Origin of the sequence: Shewanella sp. SM55, assembly GCF_025654025.1 — a bacterium.
Classification (GTDB): Bacteria; Pseudomonadota; Gammaproteobacteria; order Enterobacterales; family Shewanellaceae; genus Shewanella; species Shewanella oncorhynchi.
Window position 1 is genome coordinate 119,550 of the sequence record NZ_JAKKRS010000015.1, and the last position, 22,918, is coordinate 142,467.

Consider the following 22,918-nt stretch of genomic DNA (forward strand, 5'->3'; position numbering starts at 1 on the left):
GTGACAACGGCATTACTTGAAATTTCAGGTTGTTATCGCACTTTTCAGGCGGGTGAGCAGCAACTCACTGTGCTGAAAGATGTGAACTTGTCGATTGGCCGTGGCGAGATGGTGGCGATAGTAGGTGCTTCTGGCTCGGGTAAATCGACCCTAATGAACATTCTTGGTTGTTTAGATAAGCCGTCAAAGGGCGCGTATTTTATTAACGGCCAAGATACCTCGACTATGGACGTTGATGAGTTAGCGCAACTGCGCCGCGAGCACTTTGGTTTTATCTTTCAGCGTTATCATTTACTGGGTGATTTGACCGCTATAGGCAACGTCGAAGTACCTGCTGTGTATGCGGGTAAAGAACGCACGGTTCGTAAAGACAGGGCCGAGCATTTGTTAACGCGTTTAGGCCTTGGCGACAGGCTTGACCATAAACCCAATCAGCTCAGTGGCGGACAACAGCAGCGGGTCAGTGTGGCACGCGCTTTGATGAATGGCGGCGATGTGATCCTTGCCGATGAGCCGACGGGTGCGCTGGATAGTCACAGCGGCGAAGAAATGATGCAGTTGTTGCAGGAGCTGCACAGCGATGGTCATACCATCATTATCGTGACCCACGATATGCACGTGGCCCAATATGCCGACCGCATTATCGAAATCAAAGACGGCGTGATCATCAGCGATGAGCGCAGTCAGGATAAACAAACGGCTAAGCCACAAAGCTCGACGTCACAAACTTCGACGTCGCAAAGCTCAACGTTACAAAATATGGCGTCACAAAAGCCGAGCGGTGCAGTGGCAGCAAAAGACAGCTCGCGTGCGCGGGTGGCTTCGTGGGACAGATATGTCGAAGCGCTTAAAATGGCGCTGGTGGCGATGTCGACCCACAGGTTACGTACCTTCTTGACTATGCTCGGGATTATTATCGGTATCGCCTCTGTGGTTTCTGTGGTGGCCTTAGGTGAAGGCTCGCAGCAGGCCATCCTCAAAAGTATCAGTTCGATGGGGACTAACACGATTGATATTCGCCCCGGTTCTGGTTTTGGCGATAGACGCTCGGCGCGGGTGCGCACCTTAACCGCTACGGACGCCAATGCCCTTAAAAATCTGCCCTATGTTGATAGCGTGACGCCAAGCATTGGCTCTACTGCAACGGTTCGTTTTGGTAATAAAGCGGTATCGGCATCGGTGAATGGTGTGGGGCCTGAGTTTTTCCGTGTAAGAGGGTACGAGTTAGCGCAGGGCCAATTTTGGGATGATGCCAGTGTCGCATCGCTCGCCCAAGATGCAGTGATTGATGACAATACCCGTAAGGAGCTTTTCCCTAACAGTGCAGCCGACAATAACTCGGCGATAGGGCAAGTGATTTTCCTTGGAGATTTACCCGTACGTATCATAGGTGTGACTCAACCCAAAGAAAGTGCTTTTGGTAACAGCGATGCGCTTAATGTGTGGGTGCCTTACACCACAGTTTCTGGCCGTATGGTGGGTAAAAACTATTTGGATGGTATTACCGTTCGACTCGATGAAACTGTGCCGAGTAACGCGGCGGAGCAGGGCATTATCGCGCTGCTTAAAATGCGCCACGGCACGCAAGATTTCTTCACCATCAATACCGATACCATTAGGCAGAACATCGAAAAAACCACAGCAACCATGACCTTACTGATCTCGGCTATCGCGGTGATTTCCCTTGTCGTTGGCGGAATTGGGGTGATGAACATTATGTTAGTGTCTGTGACTGAGCGGACCCGTGAAATCGGTGTTCGTATGGCGGTGGGTGCGCGCCAGAGTGATATTTTGCGCCAGTTCCTTATCGAAGCCATTTTAGTGTGTTTGTGCGGTGGCACCTTAGGCATCGCCTTGTCCTACTTGATTGGCGTGGTGTTTGCTCAAACGGGAGGCAGTTTCCAAATGATTTATTCCACCACCTCCATCGTTGCCGCCTTTGCCTGTTCGACCTTAATTGGTGTGCTATTTGGTTTCTTACCCGCCCGCAATGCGGCGCAGTTAGATCCCGTTGATGCACTAGCCAGAGAGTAATAACACCATGAATACTAAAATATTTAATCAACCATTTTCGCCTCGTAGCAGTACTATTGCTGTTTGCACGGCTTTGGGATCAGCTCTGTGCATAGCACTACTGAGTGGTTGTGGCAGTGTTATGCGTTCAGACTTTGAACCGCCTGCATTGGCTATTCCCGAACAGTGGCAAAACACCACAGTGAACGAGCAAGTGAGAGTTGATCCTTGGTGGCAGCAGTTTCATCAGCCCGAGCTCGATAAGCTGGTCAGCCAAGTATTGAGCACTAACAATGACTTAACCATAGCGACCTTAACGCTGCGTAAGGCACGCTTGCAGGCAGGACTCACGCGGGATGATCTATACCCACAGTTATCGGCAAACCTTGACGCTTCCCGTAATCAGCCACTTGAGGGTGGCGATGCGACTCAGAGTTATCAAGCAAAATTGTCCGTGAGTTATGAGGTGGACTTGTGGGGCAAAGTGTCGGCCAATATCGACCAAGCTCAATGGGCGGCGCTGGCGAGCGCCGAAGATAGGGAAAGTACCACCCAAAGCCTAGTGGCGACCACCGCATCCTTGTATTGGCAGATAGGTTATTTAAATCAACGGATTGATTTAAGCCAAAAGAGTATCGAGTACAGTCAGCAAACGCTGGCATTAACCCAAAGGCAGTATGATTCTGGGGCCGTGACGCAAGTGAATGTGCTTGAAGCTCAGCGCAGTATGGCGGGACAAGAGGCCGCCCATAGCCAGCTTATTCAGCAATTAACTGTGGCTAAAAACGCCCTCGCGATATTACTCAATCAAGCGCCAGCCGCTGATCCAGTGCAGAGTTTAGCTTCAGGGGGAACTTGGGTTGAGATTAAGCAACTCCCCGACGTAGCAGTGCCGGACGTTAGCGTGGGTGTACCCGCAGATTTATTAGTGAGACGGCCAGATGTGAAGGCCTCCTTGTATCAACTGCGCTCCGCCTTGGCGAGTAAAGATGCGACCTATGCGAGTTATTTCCCAAGCCTGAGTTTAACCGGCGGTGTTGGGGAGTCGACCTCTGAGTTAAAAGAGTTGTTACGCAATCCCGTTGGCAGTTTAGGCGCAGGGCTAGTCTTGCCCTTTTTGCAGTGGAATCAAATGCAAATTAATAATGACATTGCCGATATCGATTATCAAACCGCAGTGGTGAATTATCGCAAGACGCTTTATTCCGCCTTTGAGGATGTCGATAACGCGATTTCGGCTAAGCAGCAATATCGTTATCAAGGGGAGAAGTTGGCACAGCAATTTAGCGCAGCGGCGGCCGTTGAAGCCATTTATGAGAGCCAGTACCGCAATGGCGCTATCGGTATTCAGAATTGGATTGATGCCCAAGAGAATCGTCGCAGCGCCGAGGCGGCTTTACTCGAGAATCGCTATAACCAACTCACCGCCCAAGCGACGCTTTATCAAGCCCTTGGTGGCAGCGATATCGCCCCTCCTTTGGCAAAGGAATAGCGCATTTTTGTAAAAGCATCACAGCGCGACAGAAAAATAAAAAACCGCTATTAATAGCGGTTTTTTATATTGCTCAGGGTGAGTGTTTGAATCTGTGCTTAGCCGTTAAGCGGATTAGCTGCGTAATATTTGCAGCGGCAAGCTGAGCATATCATCGCCCGTTTCCGCTAAGTGCCAGATGATGCCGACTAAGGCACCAACCGTGAGCAAGTACCAAATAACCGAGAAGATTTGCCCGTATCTGTCTAATGGCAGCAGGTGGCTTTGATGGCGAGTGCGCCACTCGAAGATGATTTCTAAGCTACCGATCAACAGCAAGAAGCCCAATAGCGCTAAGCCTAAGGTGTAGCTGATATACACACCAAAAGCGGCACCAGCGGCGCAGGCGACCAAGCCCATAATGCTGTTCATCGAAAAGCTGATGCTCTTTAAAATATGGCCGCCATCGAGTGGCAGAATAGGCAATAAATTAAATAGGTTAAGCAGCGCATTAAAGGCGGCAAGGCCAGCAAAAAACACATTGCCCGTTGCGTGGTAAGCAATCAAGGAAGCGATGGACATCAAGAGCCCAAAGGTCGGTCCCATGATAGAAATCACCACATCTTGCCAACGCGTATTAATTTTCTCATCGGAGAGCGCGAGTCCGCCCATAAAGGGAATAAGGTAAATCCCTTTGGTCTTCATCCCAAAATATTTCATTGCGCGAATATGGCCATATTCGTGAAATACCAAACAGGCGATAAGTGCGAGGGCGAATTGGAAGGAAAATAGCCAAGAATAAGCGGCAACACTGGCGCCCGCTAACACTACCTTTATGACTTTAGCGCTCTTTAACAGCTTAAAGCCGAGGGAGGCGAGTCCTATCATGCTGATTTTTTGCTGCTTAACGATGGGCGTTTCTGGTGTTTGGCGTTCGATATCTTTCTCTGTCCGTCGCCCTTGGTCGATAATTTTGTCATCCATCAGCAAGCAGTAATCGAGGCGGAAAGGCTGCCAAACGAGATCGGTTTCGAGGCGAACTTGGATTTTAGCTTCTGTCATGGCGATGGCTTGCTCACCACTTTCTGTCACCAATGGGCTGCTGTGGTGGGTGAGCTCAAAGACATGGACTTTAAGGCCGCCATTATCGACGGAAGCTTCTTTTTGTGAGACTAAGGTGTTGTCCCAGTAGAGTTGTTGCCAGCCCGCGAGCGAGCCTTCTAAGCGCAGTTGTTTGCCTAAGCAGTCAATCTTAAGTAGTTCCAATTTCGGTTCCATCTGTTTGTATATTTAGTGCCAACTTAAACGTCATCCCTTGAGTCGACGCAGAAAACGGTTATTTGGGAGTGCATCTTAAGCGCTTTACCGTCTGGCTTAGCGCTGTTACACCGTGGCAAATTATGCCTGTGAATTGATTATGAGGATATTAGCTTTTAAGGTCATATTGTTTTTTATTGATTAACTGAGTTATTGATAGCCATTTATTATGGCTTATCATGTGCTTGCTGTTTATTCATCGAGGGTACGAACAATTTCAATGCCTTGGGCAATTGTCGTGAAAGCCAGTTTAGCGACACAACATTGTCCTAGTGCTTGGGCATGATTTTGAACCCATTTGATAAATTCATTGAGTGGCAAATCCTGTTTTTGGCGCAGTAATCGAGGTAATTCGCCAACAGGATCTTCATGGATTTTTTGTGGACAGGCACTGATAAGGTACCGCTGCCCTTTGGAGTCTAATAATTGATCGGTTTCGATGAAGTGATGCTGATAGAGACAGGCCAGTTCGAGCCAATCTCTTTGATGTTCTAGGTAAAGTAATTCGTCATTTTGAGTCAGTTTTACAATCGCTGGCCATTCAATACTCGACATCTTAACGCTAGTCATTTCAGATCCTTAGGAAGTTTAAAATGGGCTCTGAGGTATTCTCTGAGATCAATCGGCGGCAGTAGACAAGGATTAGGATTTAGCAAGAAGGTGACTTGGCATACTGCTGCGTGCGTTTATCTGTGAGCAGTATGCCACGCTTGGAGAAGATAGATAGAGGCCAGAACGAGTTCAGAGGTTTGGCTACCGAGCGAAAGCCGCCTCAGCACTGGCGTTAAGAACCCTAGTGAACCTTATGTGCTCGGTGCAGCTTTGGCCTTGGCGTTATAGTCAAAGTTAATCTCTTGATTAACATTGGCAATACAACAAGTGCCGTGTTCACGTGCCGTACGGTGATTTGCTGGACCTATATGCAGCTCAACGTTAAGGAATACGTGTTTAAGCACTTCGATACGGTATTTTTCGTAGTAGCCTTCGACTTCTTGTTTAAAGGTATCGAATTCAAGCTCTTCACGGGTACGTTCGTCCATGATGCGATTTTTTTCATCAAGCATCATCTTGATTTGCTCAATCATAACCGCGTCAGCTTGCCATTCTGACTTGGGGGGCAGTTTATTGAGGCGAGCCTCGATATCTAAACTGGCGACGACCATAGCTTTAACGCTCTCATCGAGTAACTTGAGATCTTGCTTGAGTTCAGCCTGTCCCATTGCGCAGTAAACGTCAGTTTTAGTCCCTGCCGTTGCACCTATGACAACCGCCGTGATGCCTTTTTCAGCGTGTGCTACTCCGCCAACCAGATCGCCACGACGACCGCTAGGATCGCTGACCGTTAAACTGCCGGCGGTTTTGGTATTACTGTGCAGCAACTGTTTAGTGACTAAGATATTTCCTTTGGCAACTAATTGAGAATATTGCACAAATTGGGCGCTGATCTGCCCTTGAGAATAGATATTGGTAGAGTATTCATTGGCTTTAATCTGGCGGCCAATGATGCCTTTACTCACAGTGACATCGCCTTCCGCTTCAAGGGTGGCGGAGTCTACAAACCCCATCACGGTAATATCGCCTGAGCTTTTAACTATCATGCCCTCGTGGACATCACCTGTGATTAAAATACTGCCCTTGAAGGTGACATGGCCTGTGCTGATGTCGACATCTTTAAGTTGCAGTACATCATCGACATTCATACCTGTACGGGTTTCGACGGGTTGCCCCGGCACTGTGGCGATCAGCTTATTGGGATCTTTGGGATGAAAAGCTGTGCCTGTACCCGCTTGAAGCACGGCATCCTTACCTGGTTTTTGTTTAAGGACTTCGCCCTTGATGTTGTAGCCCGGAGTGCCTTCGGTGGCTAAATGTTTAACCATCAAGAGATCATTGGCTTTAACAACGATCATTGCGCCTAAATTGCGCATATCGACACTGCCATCTTCGCGCTCTTGTGGCTGAAGCAAGCGCTCCCGTGCAAGGAATACTTTGCGTTCTAATACCGCATTGAGTCCATTTACAGGGGCTTTGCCTTGGGCTATTTCACTTTGGCAGATTTCCCCTGGCTTGAGTGTGCTGAGTTGCTTTAGTAGAGCTTGAATTTTGAGTTTGCTTAGCCCCATGCAGACGTTGTTTTTTTTGAGGTGAGTGAGGATTTCTGGCAAATCTATCTGTTTACCACCCCATGCTGCGGTAAGTTTAAGACTGGCTTGCATTTTATCGGGACTAATCTCGATAGCTATGCTGCCATCGCGACGTTCGGCCAAAGTAGTATAGAGCTCAAATTTTCCATCGTCTTGATTACAAAGAGAGTTGATTTTAGCGACGGTTTTAGTAATGGCTGGTTCTAGCGGAAACAGGGCGGCGAATTCAGGTAAAGACAACAGGCGCATTATGTCTTCATGGGTGACTGGACCATGGACATTAGGGATCAGGCGCAATTCAGCTTTTGTCTTATCGCTGTTTAGCTCTATGAGTTCAGGGTCCAGCATAGGGGTATTCCTAGTAATTGCGTTTTATTCTTGTTAAGAAGCTGTTTTGAGTATAACAGTAGAAACTTAGGGTAAAGAAGCCTTTTTGGCTGCAAAATCAGCAAATGTTGTCATTTTGTTGTTAATGGTCTATGAGTGAATTTTAAAATAGTTTTTTATAAAAAATTGAGTCTTATAATCAGTGTTATCTCTGGTTTTATAACAAAAATTACTGAATAAACCACAACTTATATTGATTTTAGGTTTAACCATTATTTTGATGTTTTAAATCGAATCCCTATGTTAGGAACGGCTGTTGAGTGACTATAAGTGGGGGATTGTCAGAATTGCGGGCATGCGGCAGATCACAATATTGAATTTTGTAACAAAATGAAAGGGAGGTTTTATCTGAAAACAAACAGGGATTGGGATAAGAGTGAGTGGCTGGGTTGCCAATAACGCGCTTCAGCGAAAGCATCTGCGCGTTATTAATCAAACATCTATTTGTGCTGGAAGTAATACAACTTGTACTTGTTGTTATCGGCAACCACTTTCAATTGGCCAAATTCGGCGGCGATAATATCGGAATAGGGCAGGTGGCGATTGGCGACTATTTGCCAAATACCATTATGTTGTAATTGCTTAGCACTATCGGTGACAAAGTTCTGCGCTATGCTGGTGGTGCTGGCGAGGCCATCATGAAACGGCGGATTAGAGATAATGCCGTTAAATTTTCCTGTGGTTTGCGCGAGCCCATCGGATGGATACACTTTGGCTGTCATGCCATTGGCCGCCAGGGTGAGTTCACAAGAAGCTAACGCCATGGCATTAATATCAACACATTCTAGGGATAGGCTCGGTTGTGCTTTTAGTAGAGCGGCGGTGATCACGCCTGCGCCGCAACCAAAATCGAGCACTCGACCCGAGAGTGTTGGTAGGTGTGACAATAATAATTCAGTGCCGAGATCTAACCGTTTTTCGCTAAATACCCCGACTAAATTACAGATACTGATCTCGCCTTGCGGCGTTGTGAGTTGATACTGACTGACCCAGTCGCTAAGTTTCATTGCCGGGGCGCTGCCCTCTAAATGGCTACCAAACAGCAGGCAGTGGCGGGCGTTATCGAGCTTCATCCCCGTCGTAAAATACTCAGGCAAGAGTTTAACTAAAGACTTAATCCCGCCTTTGTTTTCCCCAACCACTAACAGTTGGCCGTTAGGCACAAGATTGCTGGCGGCGAGGTTAAACAGATAAGGTGCGAGGGGTTTAGCCTTGGGGAAATAAACGATAACAGTATCGTACTTTTCTGGTTTAATTGGGTCTTGATGTGGCAGTTCGTGGCCGAAGTAGCAACGCAGTTTTGAATTCGCGTGCGGCGCTAAGTGTAAATAATGGTGATAATCCAAGGCGAGGGCATCGACCGAGGCCGCGACATCGAGCAGGGCTTTTGGCAGTAGATCGGCTTCATGATTGAGCACTAACACCTTATGTTGGCTTAGGCTGTCTTGATTACGAATAATGACTTGCGATGGATTAGTTAACACAGTTACTGGCACCGATAGACTTAAGTGCGGGCATTATACCTGTTATTTATGCCCGAGCCAGTTTGCATCTAATCACTGCGCTAAGACCTAATAAAATCCCTAATAAAAAGACCCAATAAAAAAGGCAACTGCATTATGCGGTTGCCTTATGTGATTGTCTTTAATGAACGGAATCGACTAACGCTTAGCTTTTAGGTTTCTTCGGTTTTGGCAATAAGCTGAAAATCTTATTGGCGATATCAGTATTGTCTTGATGGCCGTTAAACAGCTCAGATGCGGGACCTGCGGCAAACACTTGTACGTCTGTGCCTGTATGACCGTCGGTTGTCCAACCTGTATCAGTTCGCTTATCAATAACATGGCGAATTGCAACCGCGATGGTTTCTAATCCCTGCATTCTGGCGACCGTTAATTTTGCGATTTCTTCTTCGTTGAGCTCAAAACCTAAACCGCGGGCAAGATCGGCCTGCCATTGTTCACCGCTGATGGCGGCTAAGGCTAATGTGTCGGTACTGGCTGAAACGTTGCGTAGGATTTCAGGGTTCCAGTTGTACTTTCCATCGACGCCAATCGATAGGCCGCCGGTGTTATGGTCGGCGGTGATCACCATCAGGGTATCAGGATGTTCACGCACGAATTGCTCAACCACTTCAATGGCATTGGAGAATTCATCCATCTCACCCATAGCAGTGGCGATGTCGTTATTGTGGCCCGCCCAGTCGATGAGACTTCCTTCGACTAACAACACAAAACCTTGGTCATTCTGCGACAGTAAATTGAGTGCTTTTTGGGTTAAAGTGCTGAGTTTTTTCGCATCTTTTTCATCAATCGCCCAAGGTAATTGGACTTCGGCAAACAAGCCTAGCACTTTAGGTTGGGTGATGCTGGCGAGATCTTCAAAACGAGTAATATGTTGATACCCCTTGGCTTTAAATTGCGCTAATAGTTCAGGGGTAAAGTATTTTTGACCACCGCCTAAGAATACATCGGCGTTGGTTTCTAGATAGCTGAGTGCTAAGGCGTCGTAGTTTTTACGGCTCTCATTGTGGGCTAAAAAGGCTGCAGGCGTGGCGTGGTTTATCTGGGATGTAACAGCCACACCTGTGCTGAGGCCAAGGGATTTGGCTTTTTCGAGTATGGTCGGCAGCGGTTGCTTTTGGGTATCGACCGAGATCGCCCCATTGTAAGATTTAACGCCAGTGGCGAGCGCTGTTGCTGCCGCCGCTGAGTCGGTAACATAACCACTGACACTGGCGGGATAAGTGCTCGCCATACCTACAAGTAAACGGTCGAATACGGTTTGTTCGACTTCCTCTGTGTCAGGATTATCTTTGTAGTAACGGTAAGCGCTAGTGTAAGACGGTCCCATACCATCACCTATCATGATGACAATGTTTTTGGGACGCGACGGTGCTTTCGTTGGACCTGTTTCTATGTTGGCCCAAGTCGGAGTCGATAGTAATAAACCTATGCCGAGTAACAAGAATGGCGCTTTGGTGAAACTCATATCACATCCCTAGAAAGTGGCTAGGCGCTTGTGATGTCAAAGCGCCTTAAATCAACAAACTCGTTGGTAAATTTTTATGCTTTGGTGTTAAGGCGTGCTTCAATAGCATCCATTAACATGCCTGTGATGTCGACATCAAATGCTGCTTGGATCTCACGGATACAAGTTGGACTGGTTACGTTGATCTCAGTCAGCTTGTCACCAATGACATCGAGGCCGACAAAAATCAGTCCACGTTTTTTAAGTTCTGGACCAATGGCGCGGGCAATTGCCCAATCGCTGTCGGATAAAGGTTGAGCCACACCGCTTCCGCCTGCCGCTAAATTACCACGGGTTTCGCCTTTCATTGGGATACGCGCCAAGGCGTAGGGCACAGGCTCACCATCGACCACTAAAATGCGTTTATCGCCTTTGGTTATCTCAGGGATAAAGGCTTGCGCCATGGCATATTGTTGGCCATAGCTGGTCAAGGTTTCTATGATGACCCCAAGGTTTGGGTCGTCCTGCTTCACGCGGAAAATCGAGGTGCCGCCCATACCATCAAGTGGCTTAAGAATAATATCGCCCTTCGCTTGGTGGAAAGCGCGGATACGTTTGGCATCACGGGTTACGATCGTTTCTGGCGTGAATTCGCTAAACCATGCGGTAAATAGTTTCTCGTTAGCATCACGTAAGCTTTGTGGCTTGTTAACGATCAACACGCCTTGTTCTTCGGCGCGTTCAAGCATGTAAGTTGCGTAGATAAACTCAGTATCGAATGGCGGGTCCTTACGCATTAAGATCACGTCGAGTTCGCTCATCGGCGTGTCTGTAGCTTCGCCGAGTTCAAACCATTTGCTCGCATCATTGAAAACAGTTAACGGACGCATATTGGCCATAGCCACACCGTTGACCATGGCAAGATCGGCCATTTCCATATAAAACAGCTGATAACCTCTTTCCTGCGCGGCCATTAACATGGCAAAACTGGAGTCTTTCTTAATGTTGATCTCACTGATGGGGTCCATCACTATGCCGAGTTTTATCATTAATCTGTTCCTTATTTGTCGCCGTTTGCAGGCAAAAAAGCATTTATTGGATAATGGGGTGCCATACCACCGCTGTGTGCGGTTGTGGACGGTCTAGCCTAAATCACCAAATCTGAGTTGCAGTGCCGTAATGGCGGTGAGCGAGGCGGTTTCGGTGCGTAGCACTCTGGGGCCAAGCAACACATCGGTAAACTGATAGGTTTCTGTCATGGCGATTTCTTCCGCCGACAAACCGCCTTCTGGGCCAATTAATAGTCGCACGCGGGTATGCGCCAAATCTAAGCCATTGATGCCGTGTGCGGCACGTGGATGCAAATTGAGTTTCAGCGCTGAGGTCGGCTCACTGCACCAATCGTGTAAGCCCATCGCTGGGCGAACCACGGGCACTTGGCTGCGTCCCGATTGCTCACAGGCGCTCACGACGATCTTTTGCCATTGCTGAATTTTTTTCTCTAGGCGTTCGCCGTTGAGTTTCACGCCGCAGCGATCGGAAAACAGCGGCGTAATCGTATTCACGCCAAGCTCGACCGATTTTTGAATGGTGAACTCCATTCTATCGCCACGGGAAATCACTTGGCCTAAGTGTAAGTTGAGTGGCGACTCAGATAAATTGGCCTCACAGGAGAGCAGCTTTACTGTGACATGCTTCTTACCTGCATCGACAATTTCAGCAAGATAATCATTGCCATCGCCATTAAATAGACTGATATGTTCGCCGTTGCCCATGCGTAGCACCTTGCCGATATGGGCCGCGCCATCTTCGTCTAAGTTCAACTGTTGATTGATGGCTAATGGCTGAGGTTGATAAATTCTTGGGACTCTCATTGTCGACCTTATTCGGCTAATTGTTGACGCTGTGGTGGCGCATTACAGGCATTCTGCACAAAGGGGTTATGGTTACCTTGGGTTTGCGCTATGGCGTTATCACGTTTGCACTCAATAGTATCAACTGGATAGGTTTTATCCCATGCCTTAAATAATTTTAATTGGCTTGAGGCGATTTTAAGACCATAGGTCTGCTGCATATAGAGGTAGGTTCTGGCTATCTTACCGCGGGTATTCGCGGGAGGTTGTGCTTGACGATTCTTAAAGTCGACTACCATAGCACATTGGCCATATTGGTCGGCCTTACCGTTCCATTGGCTAAATCGGAAGTTGCTGCGATCGCCATTGACCTCACCAATTGCGGGTACCAAATTATGCATGTCCGATTCCATCTTATTAAATTCATTACTGTTATCGGCACAGTTTTTACGGCCGCCCTTTTGCCAGCATTGGAGTTGATGGCCAAATTCCCAGGCGGGGACTATGTGTTCCCACTCGATACGGTTGGCGCGGGTTTCCTGTTTACGGACTTGATAACCACAGCTGGCGAGATCGGGTTTCCACGATTTGCCTTTGATCTGAATTTCACAGCCACAGTAAAAGCTGACTGCGGGCAGAGTACCTTGGCGACTGCCTGCGTAGAGCGCCTGTGACTTGGTTTTCGCTTGGCTGAAACTGCTGGGATGTGACACTGAGGCACTTGCGGGCACAGATAAGGTCGCCGCCCAAGTGATTAGGCACAACAAAAGTCGCCGTGAATTAACGGTTAAAGAAGCTATGTTCAAAATTTATCCCAAAATAACAAACACTACGCGAGCCTTTGGCTCGTCTTTTATGGCGTGATGGTAAGGGAAATATCGCTGTTTATGCAAATTGAGTCGCACTTAGGTGGGAGTTTTGTTTGCTGAAAGTCGCTAGATCGCAGTTAAATGGGTCTTACAGCGTTTACAAATATAACGACTTTCACCACGCAACACCTTGTTATGGCGGCGAATACTCAGTCGAATCGGTCCACAGGCGCAGCGATACTCAACATCGCGACTCGTAACTGAAGTGGTATTAAAGCTATGTGTGGTACTCGGATTGACCTTAAATACCGTTAACATCAAAGATTGCCATTCTTTACCGTGGGGCTTGGTTTTGCCAAAAAGCTGAAAACACAGCAAATGACAAATTTCGTGGGGGACAACCTCTGTCAGAAATGCCTCGCTGTTTTCGCGTAGCAATACAGGATTGAATCGCAAGCGATTCTGTTGCAGATGAGCTGTACCCGCACTCTTACCCCTTAAACTAAATTGAGTGACTGGGCGTGGAAAAGTGCGCTTAAGCGATATCTCGGCCTCTTGATAACAAGCTTCAATTCGCTCTAGTACTTGAATTTGTAGTGACGAGAGTGGGCGTGATGAACCGGTGAAAATATGTGCCTGAGCCGGATTTGGTGCTGGTGGACTCGTTATCACCTGCGACTTATCTTGGCTTTGGCCCAAGGCTGCGTACGTCGATTTTGTCAGCGGGGCAAGTGCTTCACTGCTGCGACGGCGTAAGGCATTGAGTAAGTCAGCGGGTTTCAGCATAGGGTTAGCGTTGGATCTCGTCGGTTAAAGATAAAATTGAGTGCTTAAAACTTATCGGTGATTAAGCCTGCCTAAGCGTTCGCATCATAGCGAACGCTATCTGACAATGCTAGTTTCGGCCAGTTTCAGCCAGTGTGACTTGGCTATAAACTCGCTGCCGCCTGCATCACCATAGTGCGTACTTGTTCGACTATGGCTTGCTCAGTATCGGCATCATAGCCTTTGACTCTTGGTGTGTGAATGTGGCCGACCTTGGCATGGCTATTAAACTTTTGCTGCAAGACTATGGCGCGATAGGAGATTTCATTAGAGAGATAACCGCCGCCAGAGCCTTCGACTGAGGTTTCGTTTTGCAGCTCATTCAATGATGTTGCACTAAATTCGCCGCGGGCAAGGGTAGTGACAGTATGGTTATCATTGACTTTCCATTGACTATCTTTGACTTGCATAGCCGAAACAGGCAGTGAAAATTCCACAAATTCGGGGCCGATAAAATCTTTACCATTAAGCTTTGGGGCAACGGGAGCGGTTTTAGTGCCGCCAGTGATTAAGTTTTGGTTATCGGGCGCCGCTGCGCTGCGATTTCGCCCAGGGAAACGTTCGATATCAAAATCAGTTCGGCCCATGCTAACGGTGAACACAAATTGGGTTTTAGGATCGCGATAAATCGGGCTCAATAGCGACTCGATAAGTCCTTGGTCAAAATCTGCAAAACGTACTGGCACCATAGCGGTTTCTATTTGCGCCGTTTTACCATTAATATCAAAGCGAAAACCATCCAAGGCGAGGGCAACTAGACCGGAAGGATTACTCTGGGTGATATCTTTGTCGAGGAAGAAAGGATCGAAACCCGTGAGGAATATTTTGATTTGGACATCATCACCATATTGAATATCGCTAAAACCCCGTGAGGCCTTTTCAACCGCACTCATTAATATGTCTTGTTGCCAATCGGCCATTTTAAAGTTGGCGCTGGTGGTTTTTAGACTATTAAGCATGGCAAGGCGAGCCCAGTATAAAGGTCGGTCGTCAAAATGCCCTGACTGCACATCGCGGACAGCTTGTTGCCACAATCTGTGTCCTTGGCGCGCCGCTAATTGGGTGGCGTCAACTTCGTTTTTCTTTGAGCTCAGCTGAGCCAGACCATCGTCAAGTGCTTGATAGCGAGTGACTACGTCGCCTATGGTTTTTTCGGCTGTTGGTAGGCGGGAAACTTCAACATCACCAAATAACTGCACGGCACTGGCTGTAGTCATTAAGCTGGTGGTGAGGATGAGTGTTAACACTGGCTTCAACATGTTTGGCTTCCCTGTAGTGATTAGACGTTATTCATTGGAAATAATGATTATTTTTTTCGTGCGGATAGTCTCTTATGCCAAAAAGTATGCACTACAAGCTGAGGGTAATAAAGTTAAGCTCAGTGATCTTTGTCATCTTATGCCAATATCTTCTATCACAAATCATGTGGCGCTGGCATTAACCCATCTGCAACAGTGCAATAGGGTCTAGTTTGCCTCTTTTTTGCCACAATTGGTCAGCAGTTTGCTAGGGCTTGCCAAAACCCTAAGTGATAGCCTTAATCACTTTTTTAGTTCATTGGATTGTTTGTTTTTCTACAAGGAGACTTTATGCGTTTGTTCACCATATCGGCTGTGCTGGTGATGTCGTCTATTTTAGTGTCGTCAAGCTTAGTGGCGCCGACTTTTGCATCTACTACAGCTAAGGAGTGGCAAGAAACCCGCAGTTGGGATGCTAGTTTTACTCAGCACCAAACTAAAGGCGTAGTGGTGTTATGGAATGAAAACAAGCAACAGGGATTCACTAATAATCTTAAACGTGCCAATCAAGGTTTTTTACCTGCATCGACGTTTAAGATTCCTAACAGTTTGATCGCGCTAGAGCTTGGCGTGGTGAAGGATGAGCATCAAGTCTTTAATTGGGATGGTAAAAGTCGAGATATCGCAACTTGGAATCGTGATCATAACCTTATTACTGCAATGAAGTATTCGGTTGTGCCTGTCTACCAAGAGTTTGCTCGCCAAATTGGTGAGGCGCGTATGTCGAAGATGATCGCCTCGTTTGATTATGGTAATGAGGATATTTCGGGAAATTTGGATAGCTTTTGGTTAGATGGTGGCATACGAATTTCGGCTACGGAGCAAATCGATTTCCTACGTAAGCTTTATCACAACAAGATACACGCTTCTGAGCGCAGTTTACGTATTGTTAAGCAAGCCATGCTGACTGAAGCGAATTCTGACTATATTATCCGTGCGAAAACCGGTTATGCAGTCAGAGCAGAACCAAGCATTGGCTGGTGGGTAGGTTGGGTTGAACTCGATGATAATGTATGGTTTTTTGCGATGAATATGGATATTCCCGACGCCGCAGGTTTACCATTGCGTCAAGCCATTACTAAGGAAATCTTAAAACGGGAACGCGTTATTCCTTAGCCCATGCTAGGTCGCGTAAGCATAGCGTATCTAAACCTTGCGAGAATTGCGTATGAAGTGGCCTACTTGGCTGACATCAATCGTGATACTGAAAGCCTAGACTCAGATCTAGGCTTTTTTATTGGACTTTCTTGAAACAGGTTTCCTGATGCGACGGGAAACGTTAACCCATTAGGGATTGCAGGCTTTCTTGGCTGCTGAAGCGTTTTACAAAGAAGTCTAAGAAGACACTGATGTTGGTGGCCAGTTGGCGTCGGCTCGAATAAACCCCATAAACCTTAAAAGGTTCAATCGGCCACTCCTGTAAAATCGGTACTAGCTGTCCATTAGCAAGTTCGGTCTTACAGGCTGAATTGGATAACATGGCGATGCCAAAATCATCTATGACTAATTGCTTCACCATTATCGGGCTGTTGACCCTCACTTTACGCTGAAAGTTCGCCATGGTTTTACGCGAACCTTTACCCAGTGGCCAAATTGGTGCTGAGCGAGAAGTCCCCAATAAAATCCCACTGTGCAGGCTGAGTTCCTTTGGAGTCGCGGGTGTGCCTTTGAGTTTTAAGTATGCAGGGCTTGCCACCAAAATTGGCTGGCGTTCAAACAGTAATCTTGCGACTAAGTCCGACGATTGAAGTGGACCATATTTGATGGCTATGTCATATCCTTCACCGACTAAACCAATATCGTTGTCGGTAAACTGGACATCCAATTCAACATTGGGATATAAACGCATAAATCCGCTACAGAGGTTAGCGATAAGTTCTTGGCTAAATGACACTGGGATTGCAATGCGTAATGATCCTGACACATCATCGTGAGTATTCTCGATAACGGCCTTGGCCGCTTCTACCTCATTGCGAATCGAATCACAGTGTTGATAAAATAGTGCCCCGATTTGGGTCAAACTCAAATTACGGGTGTCGCGCTGTAGTAATCGCACGCCAAGTTGTTCTTCTAGCTGCGCGATTTTGCGACTTATGGTGGATTTTGGGTGGCCGGTTTCACGTGCAGCTTGGGAGAATCCCTTCGCTCTAACTACGGCTGCAAATAGCATCATACCGTTTAAATCTGGCATGTTATTCCCACTGTCTCATATTTGGAACAAAGCGTCCTATGCAGTTTAATGGCATTTGACGGGATAACAAAGTTATATTTATTGGCTAAAAATTTTCAGAGGCTAAGCAGAGGATCTTTTGATGACCAGCAATAATCAGCCCAAACACATGACTCAAGCCCAAACGCCCGATCCGCTTTTTTTACAGGCCGAGCATTTGGCAAAAGATTTTTCTCTGTTTCCTAAGCACAGTAAACAGAGTTTATCGGAAGAAATTAAAGGTCTTTTAAATGAGGATGCTATTCAAGCAAACTTAAAAGACTTGGCATCTTTAGATGTCGACGGTTACGTTGCTAAAGTGATCCAGCCGACCCAAGATAAAGGCCGTCCTGGTGCAAAACGTATTATTGCCGATCTTAAAGGTCGTTTGATTACGGAAACTCACTTGGGCTCTTTTTACAGTGCTGAGGTCGAGCTGAACTTTGGTTCACGCACTCGTCGTATTGGCTTTATTGCCCAAGAACGCACTACCGCTAACGGTGCTTGGATGCCTGAGCATCATTACGCCGCTTGTAAAGCAATTCGTCATTTCGCCGAATTGTCTATGCCTATTATCTATTTAATTGATACCCCAGGGGCGGATGCTGGCGAAATCGCTAACAGCCAAAACCAAGCGCATTCAATTTCTAAAGCCATCGCAGAAAGTGCCAACGTTGACGTACCGACAGTCGGTATCGTAATTGGTGCTGGTTATTCTGGTGGCGCAATTCCATTAGCGGCTGCGAACATTCTGTTGTCGTTGCGTGACGGTATTTTCAACACGATCCAGCCACAAGGTCTGCAAAGTATTGCCCGTAAGTACAACTTATCTTGGCAAGAATGTGCGAAATCTGTGGGTGTATCACCAGAAGAGCTTTATACCTCAGGTTGTATCGACGGTATCATCGACTTTTCACCGGGCGATCGCGACGAGCGTCAGCACAATCTGCGCCGCGCTATTATTAGCAGCGTAGAAGCGGTTGAGCGTGCAGCGATGAATTTTGTGCGTGAATCTAAAGATTTACGTGAGCATTATGATCGCAGTTTAACTCGTTTCCTTAATCCATCTAAAAACTTGATGGCTTTGGAACTGAATGCAGAATTGGCTGTGGCAACGAGCCCGACCAGTCACCATAACTTGTTCGGTAGCGCCTATCGCTATTTGCGTTATTTAACGCTACGTAGCCGTATCCATTCTATTTCTCAAGAGCAATATGGTCGTCTGTCACGTGCTAGCGTGCCAGAAGGTGATCTGTTGGCACGTATTCAACAGGAACAAGACCGTGTGTTCCAAGCTTGGTTGTCTAACCCTGACAAGCTAGTTTATGACGAAGATTTGAATAAATTATGGACCAACTTTGTCGCTAAACGTGACGAAGTCTCGACCGAGCGTAACATGCTGACACGTTTGATTTTGGGTGAGCCAAAAGAGAACTATAAAAAAGCACGTAAGGCGCTGTTATTCAACATCAGTTGGTCTTTATATCACCGCTGGAAAAGCAATGCGGCTAATAACTTTAAAGGGCTGATTCAGCACTTAGAAAGTTTGCCAAAGTCTGTGACTCAAGCTAAATGGCCTGAGCTTAATCAGCTGACTGTGCTTGATGTGGTGGTAAATGAAGAACTGCGTGAAGACTTTATTTGGCAATGCCATAACATTCTGATCTTCAATGCCTTGTATGACAACGTTGTGGGCAGCTTAGCGTCAATCGCGAAAGAAGCCATGATGTCGAAGAGTTTGTCACGTAACTCAGTGAACAACCTGTTGCACAAGTCAATTGACCATGCATTGTCGACGCAAGATACCTCGAACGACAAAGCTAAGTTCTATAAGTGGCTCAAGTATTTTATGGGTCAATCGAACCGCGCCGATTTGTTGGTGCGAGTAGAGCAGTGGAAGAGTGTGGGTTTCCCACAACTTAACGACAGTCTATTCGTGGTACTGACTTACTTTTTCGAGCGTTTACTGCCTGAGTATTTCGATAGTGAAAGCGATACCAGCAAGTACACTGGCGCGATCAACCCTGTGCGTATCGGTCGTCGTAAGGACTTCTGGAACCGCTTGACCATGGGTTATCAGGATCTATTGATCCAAAAAGTGCTGCGTGACGAAAAACGTAAAGGCAACATGACTTGGGAAAATGTGGTGAAGCAGTTCTTTACCCATTTCGAAGAGATCAACGGCGACAAGATGTCGGCTAACTTGCTCAACTTCCCTGGCTTCCGTTTATCGATTGAAGACGCATTAGATAAAGGCATTCGCCCATGTGGTTTGATCACAGGTATTGCTGACTTTAAAGAAAAAGGTCAAAAAGTGCGTGTGGGTGTGGCTGTGTCTAACACCGCATTCCAAGCGGGTGCATTCGATATGGCCAGTGCTGAGAAATTCTCTGCACTATTAATCGAGTGTGCTAAGCGTAAATTACCCGTTGTGTGCTTTATCAGTTCAGGCGGTATGCAGACTAAAGAAGGCGCCGCGGCGCTATTCTCTATGGCTGTCGTGAACGACCGTATCACGCGCTTTATTCGTGATAACGAATTGCCAGTACTGATGTTTGGTTTTGGTGACTGTACAGGTGGTGCGCAGGCGAGTTTTGTGACTCACCCATTGGTGCAAACTTACTATCTGTCTGGTACTAACATGCCATTCGCAGGTCAAATGGTGGTGCCAGCTTACTTACCATCAACGGCAACGCTGTCTAACTACTTGTCAAAAGTACCTGGCGCAATGGCGGGCTTAGTCCATAACCCATTCAGCGACAATTTAGACTCTCAGTTAGCGGGTATCGATCCTCTGATGCCAATGCCTTCGGCAAAAATTAACGACGTGATCATCAATGCACTGTCGACCTTAGTGGTTGAAGCTACTGTTGAAGAAGAAGTGATCGTGCAGAACGATCCACGTAAGTTAATGAAGCCAATTAACAAAGTATTGGTTCACGCTCGTGGTTGTACAGCTGTAAAACTTATTCGTAAGGCGCATGACAATAATATCAATGTGGTATTAGTGGCGTCGGATCCTGATATGACGTCAGTCCCCGCGGATATGCTTAAAGAAACTGACAAGTTAGTTTGTCTTGGTGGTAACACATCGGATGAAAGTTACTTGAACGCATACTCAGTGCTGAAAGTGGCCGAATATGAACAGGTTGATGCATTGCATCCTGGTATTGGTTTCCTCTCAGAAAGCCCGCAGTTTGCTGCATTGTGTGTGAATAACGGTGTTAACTTCGTCGGTCCTAGCGTGCATTCAATGACGACTATGGGTAACAAGTCGAACGCAATTAAGACATCGCAAGCGCAAAACGTACCTGTTGTTCCTGGTTCGCACGGTATTCTGACCAATGCTGAACAAGCCGTAAACGTGGCGAGCGAAATCGGCTATCCAGTACTGCTTAAAGCGGTACAAGGTGGTGGCGGTAAAGGTATTCAGGTTGTAAAACGTCCTGAAGACATGATTGGTTTATTCCAAAAAACCGCAACTGAAGCGGCCGCCGCCTTCGGTAATGGTGACTTGTACTTAGAGAAGTATGTGACATCACTACGTCACATCGAAGTGCAGTTGCTGCGTGATAAGTTCGGCAACGCGAAAGTATTAGGTTTGCGTGACTGTTCGGTTCAACGTAACAATCAAAAAGTGGTCGAAGAATCTGGCTCAACTATGCTGCCGGATGAGCTGAAGCGACAAGTGCTGGCTTATACCCGTGCCTTAGGCGACGCGACCGATTACATGGGCGCAGGTACCGTAGAGTTTATCTATAACTTAGATGCGAACGAAGTCTACTTCATGGAGATGAACACGCGTCTGCAGGTTGAGCATCCCGTCACGGAAGCGACTTCAGGTATTGATATCGTTAGCGCGCAGTTTGATATTGCTGCTGGCCGTTCAATTGCAGCGTTAGAACCGAAAGAAATTGGTTATGCGATGGAAGTACGTGTGACGGCTGAGAAAGCGGCGCTCGATAGCCATGGCATACTGCAACTGATCCCAAATCCGGGCAAGATCACTGAGTGTGTGTTCCCAGATCATCCAGATGTGGAAATCATTTCGATTGCTGCGCCAGGTAAAGAAGTATCGCCATACTACGATAGCTTGATTGCGCAAATCATCATGCGCGGTGAAAACCGTGAAGATGTGATTGCCAAACTGTACGAATACTTAGACAGTGTAGTGCTGAAAGGCATTGCGACTAACATTCCGTTACTCAAGCTGATCTTGAAAGATGGTACCTTCAACGAAGGTGTTTACGACACTAACTATCTGCCACGCTTAATGGCTGAGCTCGATATTCCTGCGTTGATCGCAGAAATGGAAGCTGCCGCTGAAACTGTGGAAGTAGACACTGAGTCACTGCGTGTTGGCGAAAGTAACGAACTGAAAGTGTTAGCCCAAGGCGCTGGTATCTTCTATACCTCTTCTGCACCGGGTGAAGCGGACTTCGTGAAAGAAGGTGACATAGTCACAGTCGATCAAACACTAGCACTAACAGAAGCGATGAAGATGTTCTCGCAAGTGACCTTAGCCGGCTTTAACCGTCAGAGTGCGATTCTGTACCCTGAAGATAAGAAGTATCGTATAGAGCGCATCCTGAACAGCAATGGTCAGCAAGTGTCTCAAGGCGACTTACTGTTCGTGGTCTCGCCTGTTGAAGAATAAGCTCAGCGTTTAACGCCATAGCTGAATGAGAAAATACCCGCCATTGGCGGGTATTTTTTTGCTTCTAAATTATTGCCACTATGCCACTAAATTTTCTGTCATTAAATATAGGTAAGCGAACATGCCACTCTTAATGTGCATGACGTTTTTGACAAATCAACTTAGCTTTAATAGATAAGCTCATAACTAACAAGTGGCCAATCTCAGCTTTGTGCAATACGACCTGTATCTCTGATTAAGTCGGCAAAGAGTTTCTTTAATCTGTCGTTCGCCCATTTATCAGAACAAGTAGCATCAAGAGCCCACCTCTGGCCTCGAGAATTAACGGAATCTCCATGCTTTATTCGTAGTAATAGAGGCTCATCAAACCTCATTTTAAGTTGAAACTGAGTCTAAAATGAGCTGGGTGTGGATAACTTTGGGGGGTAAGTGGTGGGTATGATGTGACTAGATTAGATAATTAGAATTAACTGCAAATTTCCTTAAAATAGGGGTTGCACAAAATTCTCTGCTGCCTATAATGCGCATCCACTGACACGGCAGACAGCGTTAAGCAGCCTGGTGTGACAGTTCATCGATAAGTTTACTGATTGATGAGTGTTAAGAAAGTTTGCAAAAACTCCTTGACGCGAAACGGGAAATGCGTAGAATACGCAGCCCTAGCCAACTGGAAGCGTTCGGCGCTCAGTGTGGTACTCAAGTTCTCTTACGAATATTGAGTTGCTCTTTAACAAGATAAAACAAGAAATCTGTGTGGACACTCACAGGTGTTGAGTTAATCGAAACTGCTTAACCTTCGGGTTGGCAGTCAAAAATTTAAATCAATGTAACAATGAGTGTTCATAGTAATATGTACAGTTTGTTTCTTTAGTTAGAAACAAAAAATCAGAATTCATTGAGCCGCTGAAGTCGCAAGACGGAAGCAACAAAACTTTAATTGAAGAGTTTGATCATGGCTCAGATTG

15 protein-coding genes are annotated in these 22,918 nt (G+C 46.7%); 4 read left to right on the top strand and 11 right to left on the bottom strand.

The window, feature by feature from the left end; translation table 11 throughout:
* A complete protein-coding gene (locus tag L5L91_RS17755) occupies positions 1 to 2,034 on the top strand; it encodes a MacB family efflux pump subunit (protein ID WP_263197325.1) in 2,034 nt (677 codons plus the stop codon).
* Positions 2,035 to 2,041: 7 nt separating this feature from the next.
* Entirely contained in the window at positions 2,042 to 3,505 is a 1,464-nt protein-coding gene (locus L5L91_RS17760) for an efflux transporter outer membrane subunit (protein ID WP_263164842.1), read from the top strand.
* Between the two features lie 114 nt (positions 3,506 to 3,619).
* Here L5L91_RS17760 and L5L91_RS17765 read toward each other — a convergent pair whose 3' ends face one another.
* The 10 genes from L5L91_RS17765 to L5L91_RS17810 all read right to left on the bottom strand — a co-directional run bounded on the left by L5L91_RS17765 (position 3,620) and on the right by L5L91_RS17810 (position 15,048).
* A complete protein-coding gene (locus L5L91_RS17765; protein WP_263164841.1) occupies positions 3,620 to 4,762 on the bottom strand; it encodes a site-2 protease family protein in 1,143 nt (380 codons plus the stop codon).
* A 231-nt stretch (positions 4,763 to 4,993) separates the two neighbouring features.
* Positions 4,994 to 5,371, bottom strand: coding sequence for a DUF4144 family protein (locus tag L5L91_RS17770; RefSeq protein ID WP_028759298.1), 378 nt, complete (start codon positions 5,369 to 5,371; stop codon positions 4,994 to 4,996).
* A 233-nt stretch (positions 5,372 to 5,604) separates the two neighbouring features.
* A complete protein-coding gene (locus L5L91_RS17775; protein WP_198573564.1) occupies positions 5,605 to 7,293 on the bottom strand; it encodes a DUF342 domain-containing protein in 1,689 nt (562 codons plus the stop codon).
* A 479-nt stretch (positions 7,294 to 7,772) separates the two neighbouring features.
* Entirely contained in the window at positions 7,773 to 8,816 is a 1,044-nt protein-coding gene (locus tag L5L91_RS17780; protein WP_173246778.1) for a methyltransferase, read from the bottom strand.
* 184 nt (positions 8,817 to 9,000) lie between these two features.
* Positions 9,001 to 10,323, bottom strand: coding sequence for an alkaline phosphatase (locus L5L91_RS17785; protein ID WP_173246775.1), 1,323 nt, complete (start codon positions 10,321 to 10,323; stop codon positions 9,001 to 9,003).
* Positions 10,324 to 10,397: 74 nt separating this feature from the next.
* Positions 10,398 to 11,351: a glutathione synthase gene (gene gshB, locus L5L91_RS17790; protein WP_028759301.1), complete on the bottom strand. Its 954-nt coding sequence runs from the start codon at positions 11,349 to 11,351 to the stop codon at positions 10,398 to 10,400.
* A 93-nt stretch (positions 11,352 to 11,444) separates the two neighbouring features.
* Complete coding sequence (gene rsmE / locus L5L91_RS17795; RefSeq protein WP_263164839.1) at positions 11,445 to 12,176, bottom strand: 16S rRNA (uracil(1498)-N(3))-methyltransferase; 732 nt, start codon at positions 12,174 to 12,176, stop codon at positions 11,445 to 11,447.
* A gap of 8 nt (positions 12,177 to 12,184) precedes the next feature.
* The gene (gene endA, locus L5L91_RS17800) at positions 12,185 to 12,961 is read right to left on the bottom strand and encodes an endonuclease EndA (protein ID WP_173913177.1); all 777 of its coding nucleotides are present in this window, start codon (positions 12,959 to 12,961) and stop codon (positions 12,185 to 12,187) included.
* 129 nt (positions 12,962 to 13,090) lie between these two features.
* Positions 13,091 to 13,750 carry a SprT family zinc-dependent metalloprotease gene (locus L5L91_RS17805; RefSeq protein ID WP_263146801.1) on the bottom strand — a complete coding sequence of 220 codons (660 nt, stop codon included), beginning with the start codon at positions 13,748 to 13,750 and terminating at the stop codon, positions 13,091 to 13,093.
* 143 nt (positions 13,751 to 13,893) lie between these two features.
* Complete coding sequence (locus tag L5L91_RS17810; protein ID WP_263237320.1) at positions 13,894 to 15,048, bottom strand: hypothetical protein; 1,155 nt, start codon at positions 15,046 to 15,048, stop codon at positions 13,894 to 13,896.
* A gap of 330 nt (positions 15,049 to 15,378) precedes the next feature.
* On the opposite strand from L5L91_RS17810, the gene blaOXA reads away from it, so the two are divergent.
* Complete coding sequence (gene blaOXA, locus L5L91_RS17815) at positions 15,379 to 16,203, top strand: class D beta-lactamase (RefSeq protein ID WP_168826813.1); 825 nt, start codon at positions 15,379 to 15,381, stop codon at positions 16,201 to 16,203.
* A gap of 163 nt (positions 16,204 to 16,366) precedes the next feature.
* On the opposite strand, the gene L5L91_RS17820 is transcribed toward blaOXA, so the two are convergent.
* Entirely contained in the window at positions 16,367 to 17,278 is a 912-nt protein-coding gene (locus L5L91_RS17820; RefSeq protein WP_263237323.1) for a LysR family transcriptional regulator, read from the bottom strand.
* A 121-nt stretch (positions 17,279 to 17,399) separates the two neighbouring features.
* Here L5L91_RS17820 and L5L91_RS17825 point away from each other — a divergent pair, with 121 nt between their 5' ends.
* Positions 17,400 to 21,953 carry a biotin carboxylase N-terminal domain-containing protein gene (locus tag L5L91_RS17825; protein WP_105251502.1) on the top strand — a complete coding sequence of 1,518 codons (4,554 nt, stop codon included), beginning with the start codon at positions 17,400 to 17,402 and terminating at the stop codon, positions 21,951 to 21,953.
* The last annotated feature ends 965 nt before the right edge of the window (positions 21,954 to 22,918 follow it).

Excerpts from the sequence above, each read along its gene's own strand:
- L5L91_RS17760 (WP_263164842.1), top strand. The coding sequence starts at position 2,042 with ATGAATACTAAAATATTTAATCAACCATTTTCGCCTCGTAGCAGTACT.
- L5L91_RS17765 (WP_263164841.1), bottom strand. The coding sequence starts at position 4,762 with ATGGAACCGAAATTGGAACTACTTAAGATTGACTGCTTAGGCAAACAA.
- L5L91_RS17770 (WP_028759298.1), bottom strand. The coding sequence starts at position 5,371 with ATGACTAGCGTTAAGATGTCGAGTATTGAATGGCCAGCGATTGTAAAA.
- L5L91_RS17775 (WP_198573564.1), bottom strand. The coding sequence starts at position 7,293 with ATGCTGGACCCTGAACTCATAGAGCTAAACAGCGATAAGACAAAAGCT.
- L5L91_RS17785 (WP_173246775.1), bottom strand. The coding sequence starts at position 10,323 with ATGAGTTTCACCAAAGCGCCATTCTTGTTACTCGGCATAGGTTTATTA.
- gshB (WP_028759301.1), bottom strand. The coding sequence starts at position 11,351 with ATGATAAAACTCGGCATAGTGATGGACCCCATCAGTGAGATCAACATT.
- rsmE (WP_263164839.1), bottom strand. The coding sequence starts at position 12,176 with ATGAGAGTCCCAAGAATTTATCAACCTCAGCCATTAGCCATCAATCAA.
- L5L91_RS17805 (WP_263146801.1), bottom strand. The coding sequence starts at position 13,750 with ATGCTGAAACCCGCTGACTTACTCAATGCCTTACGCCGTCGCAGCAGT.
- L5L91_RS17810 (WP_263237320.1), bottom strand. The coding sequence starts at position 15,048 with ATGTTGAAGCCAGTGTTAACACTCATCCTCACCACCAGCTTAATGACT.
- blaOXA (WP_168826813.1), top strand. The coding sequence starts at position 15,379 with ATGCGTTTGTTCACCATATCGGCTGTGCTGGTGATGTCGTCTATTTTA.
- L5L91_RS17820 (WP_263237323.1), bottom strand. The coding sequence starts at position 17,278 with ATGCCAGATTTAAACGGTATGATGCTATTTGCAGCCGTAGTTAGAGCG.
- L5L91_RS17825 (WP_105251502.1), top strand. The coding sequence starts at position 17,400 with ATGACCAGCAATAATCAGCCCAAACACATGACTCAAGCCCAAACGCCC.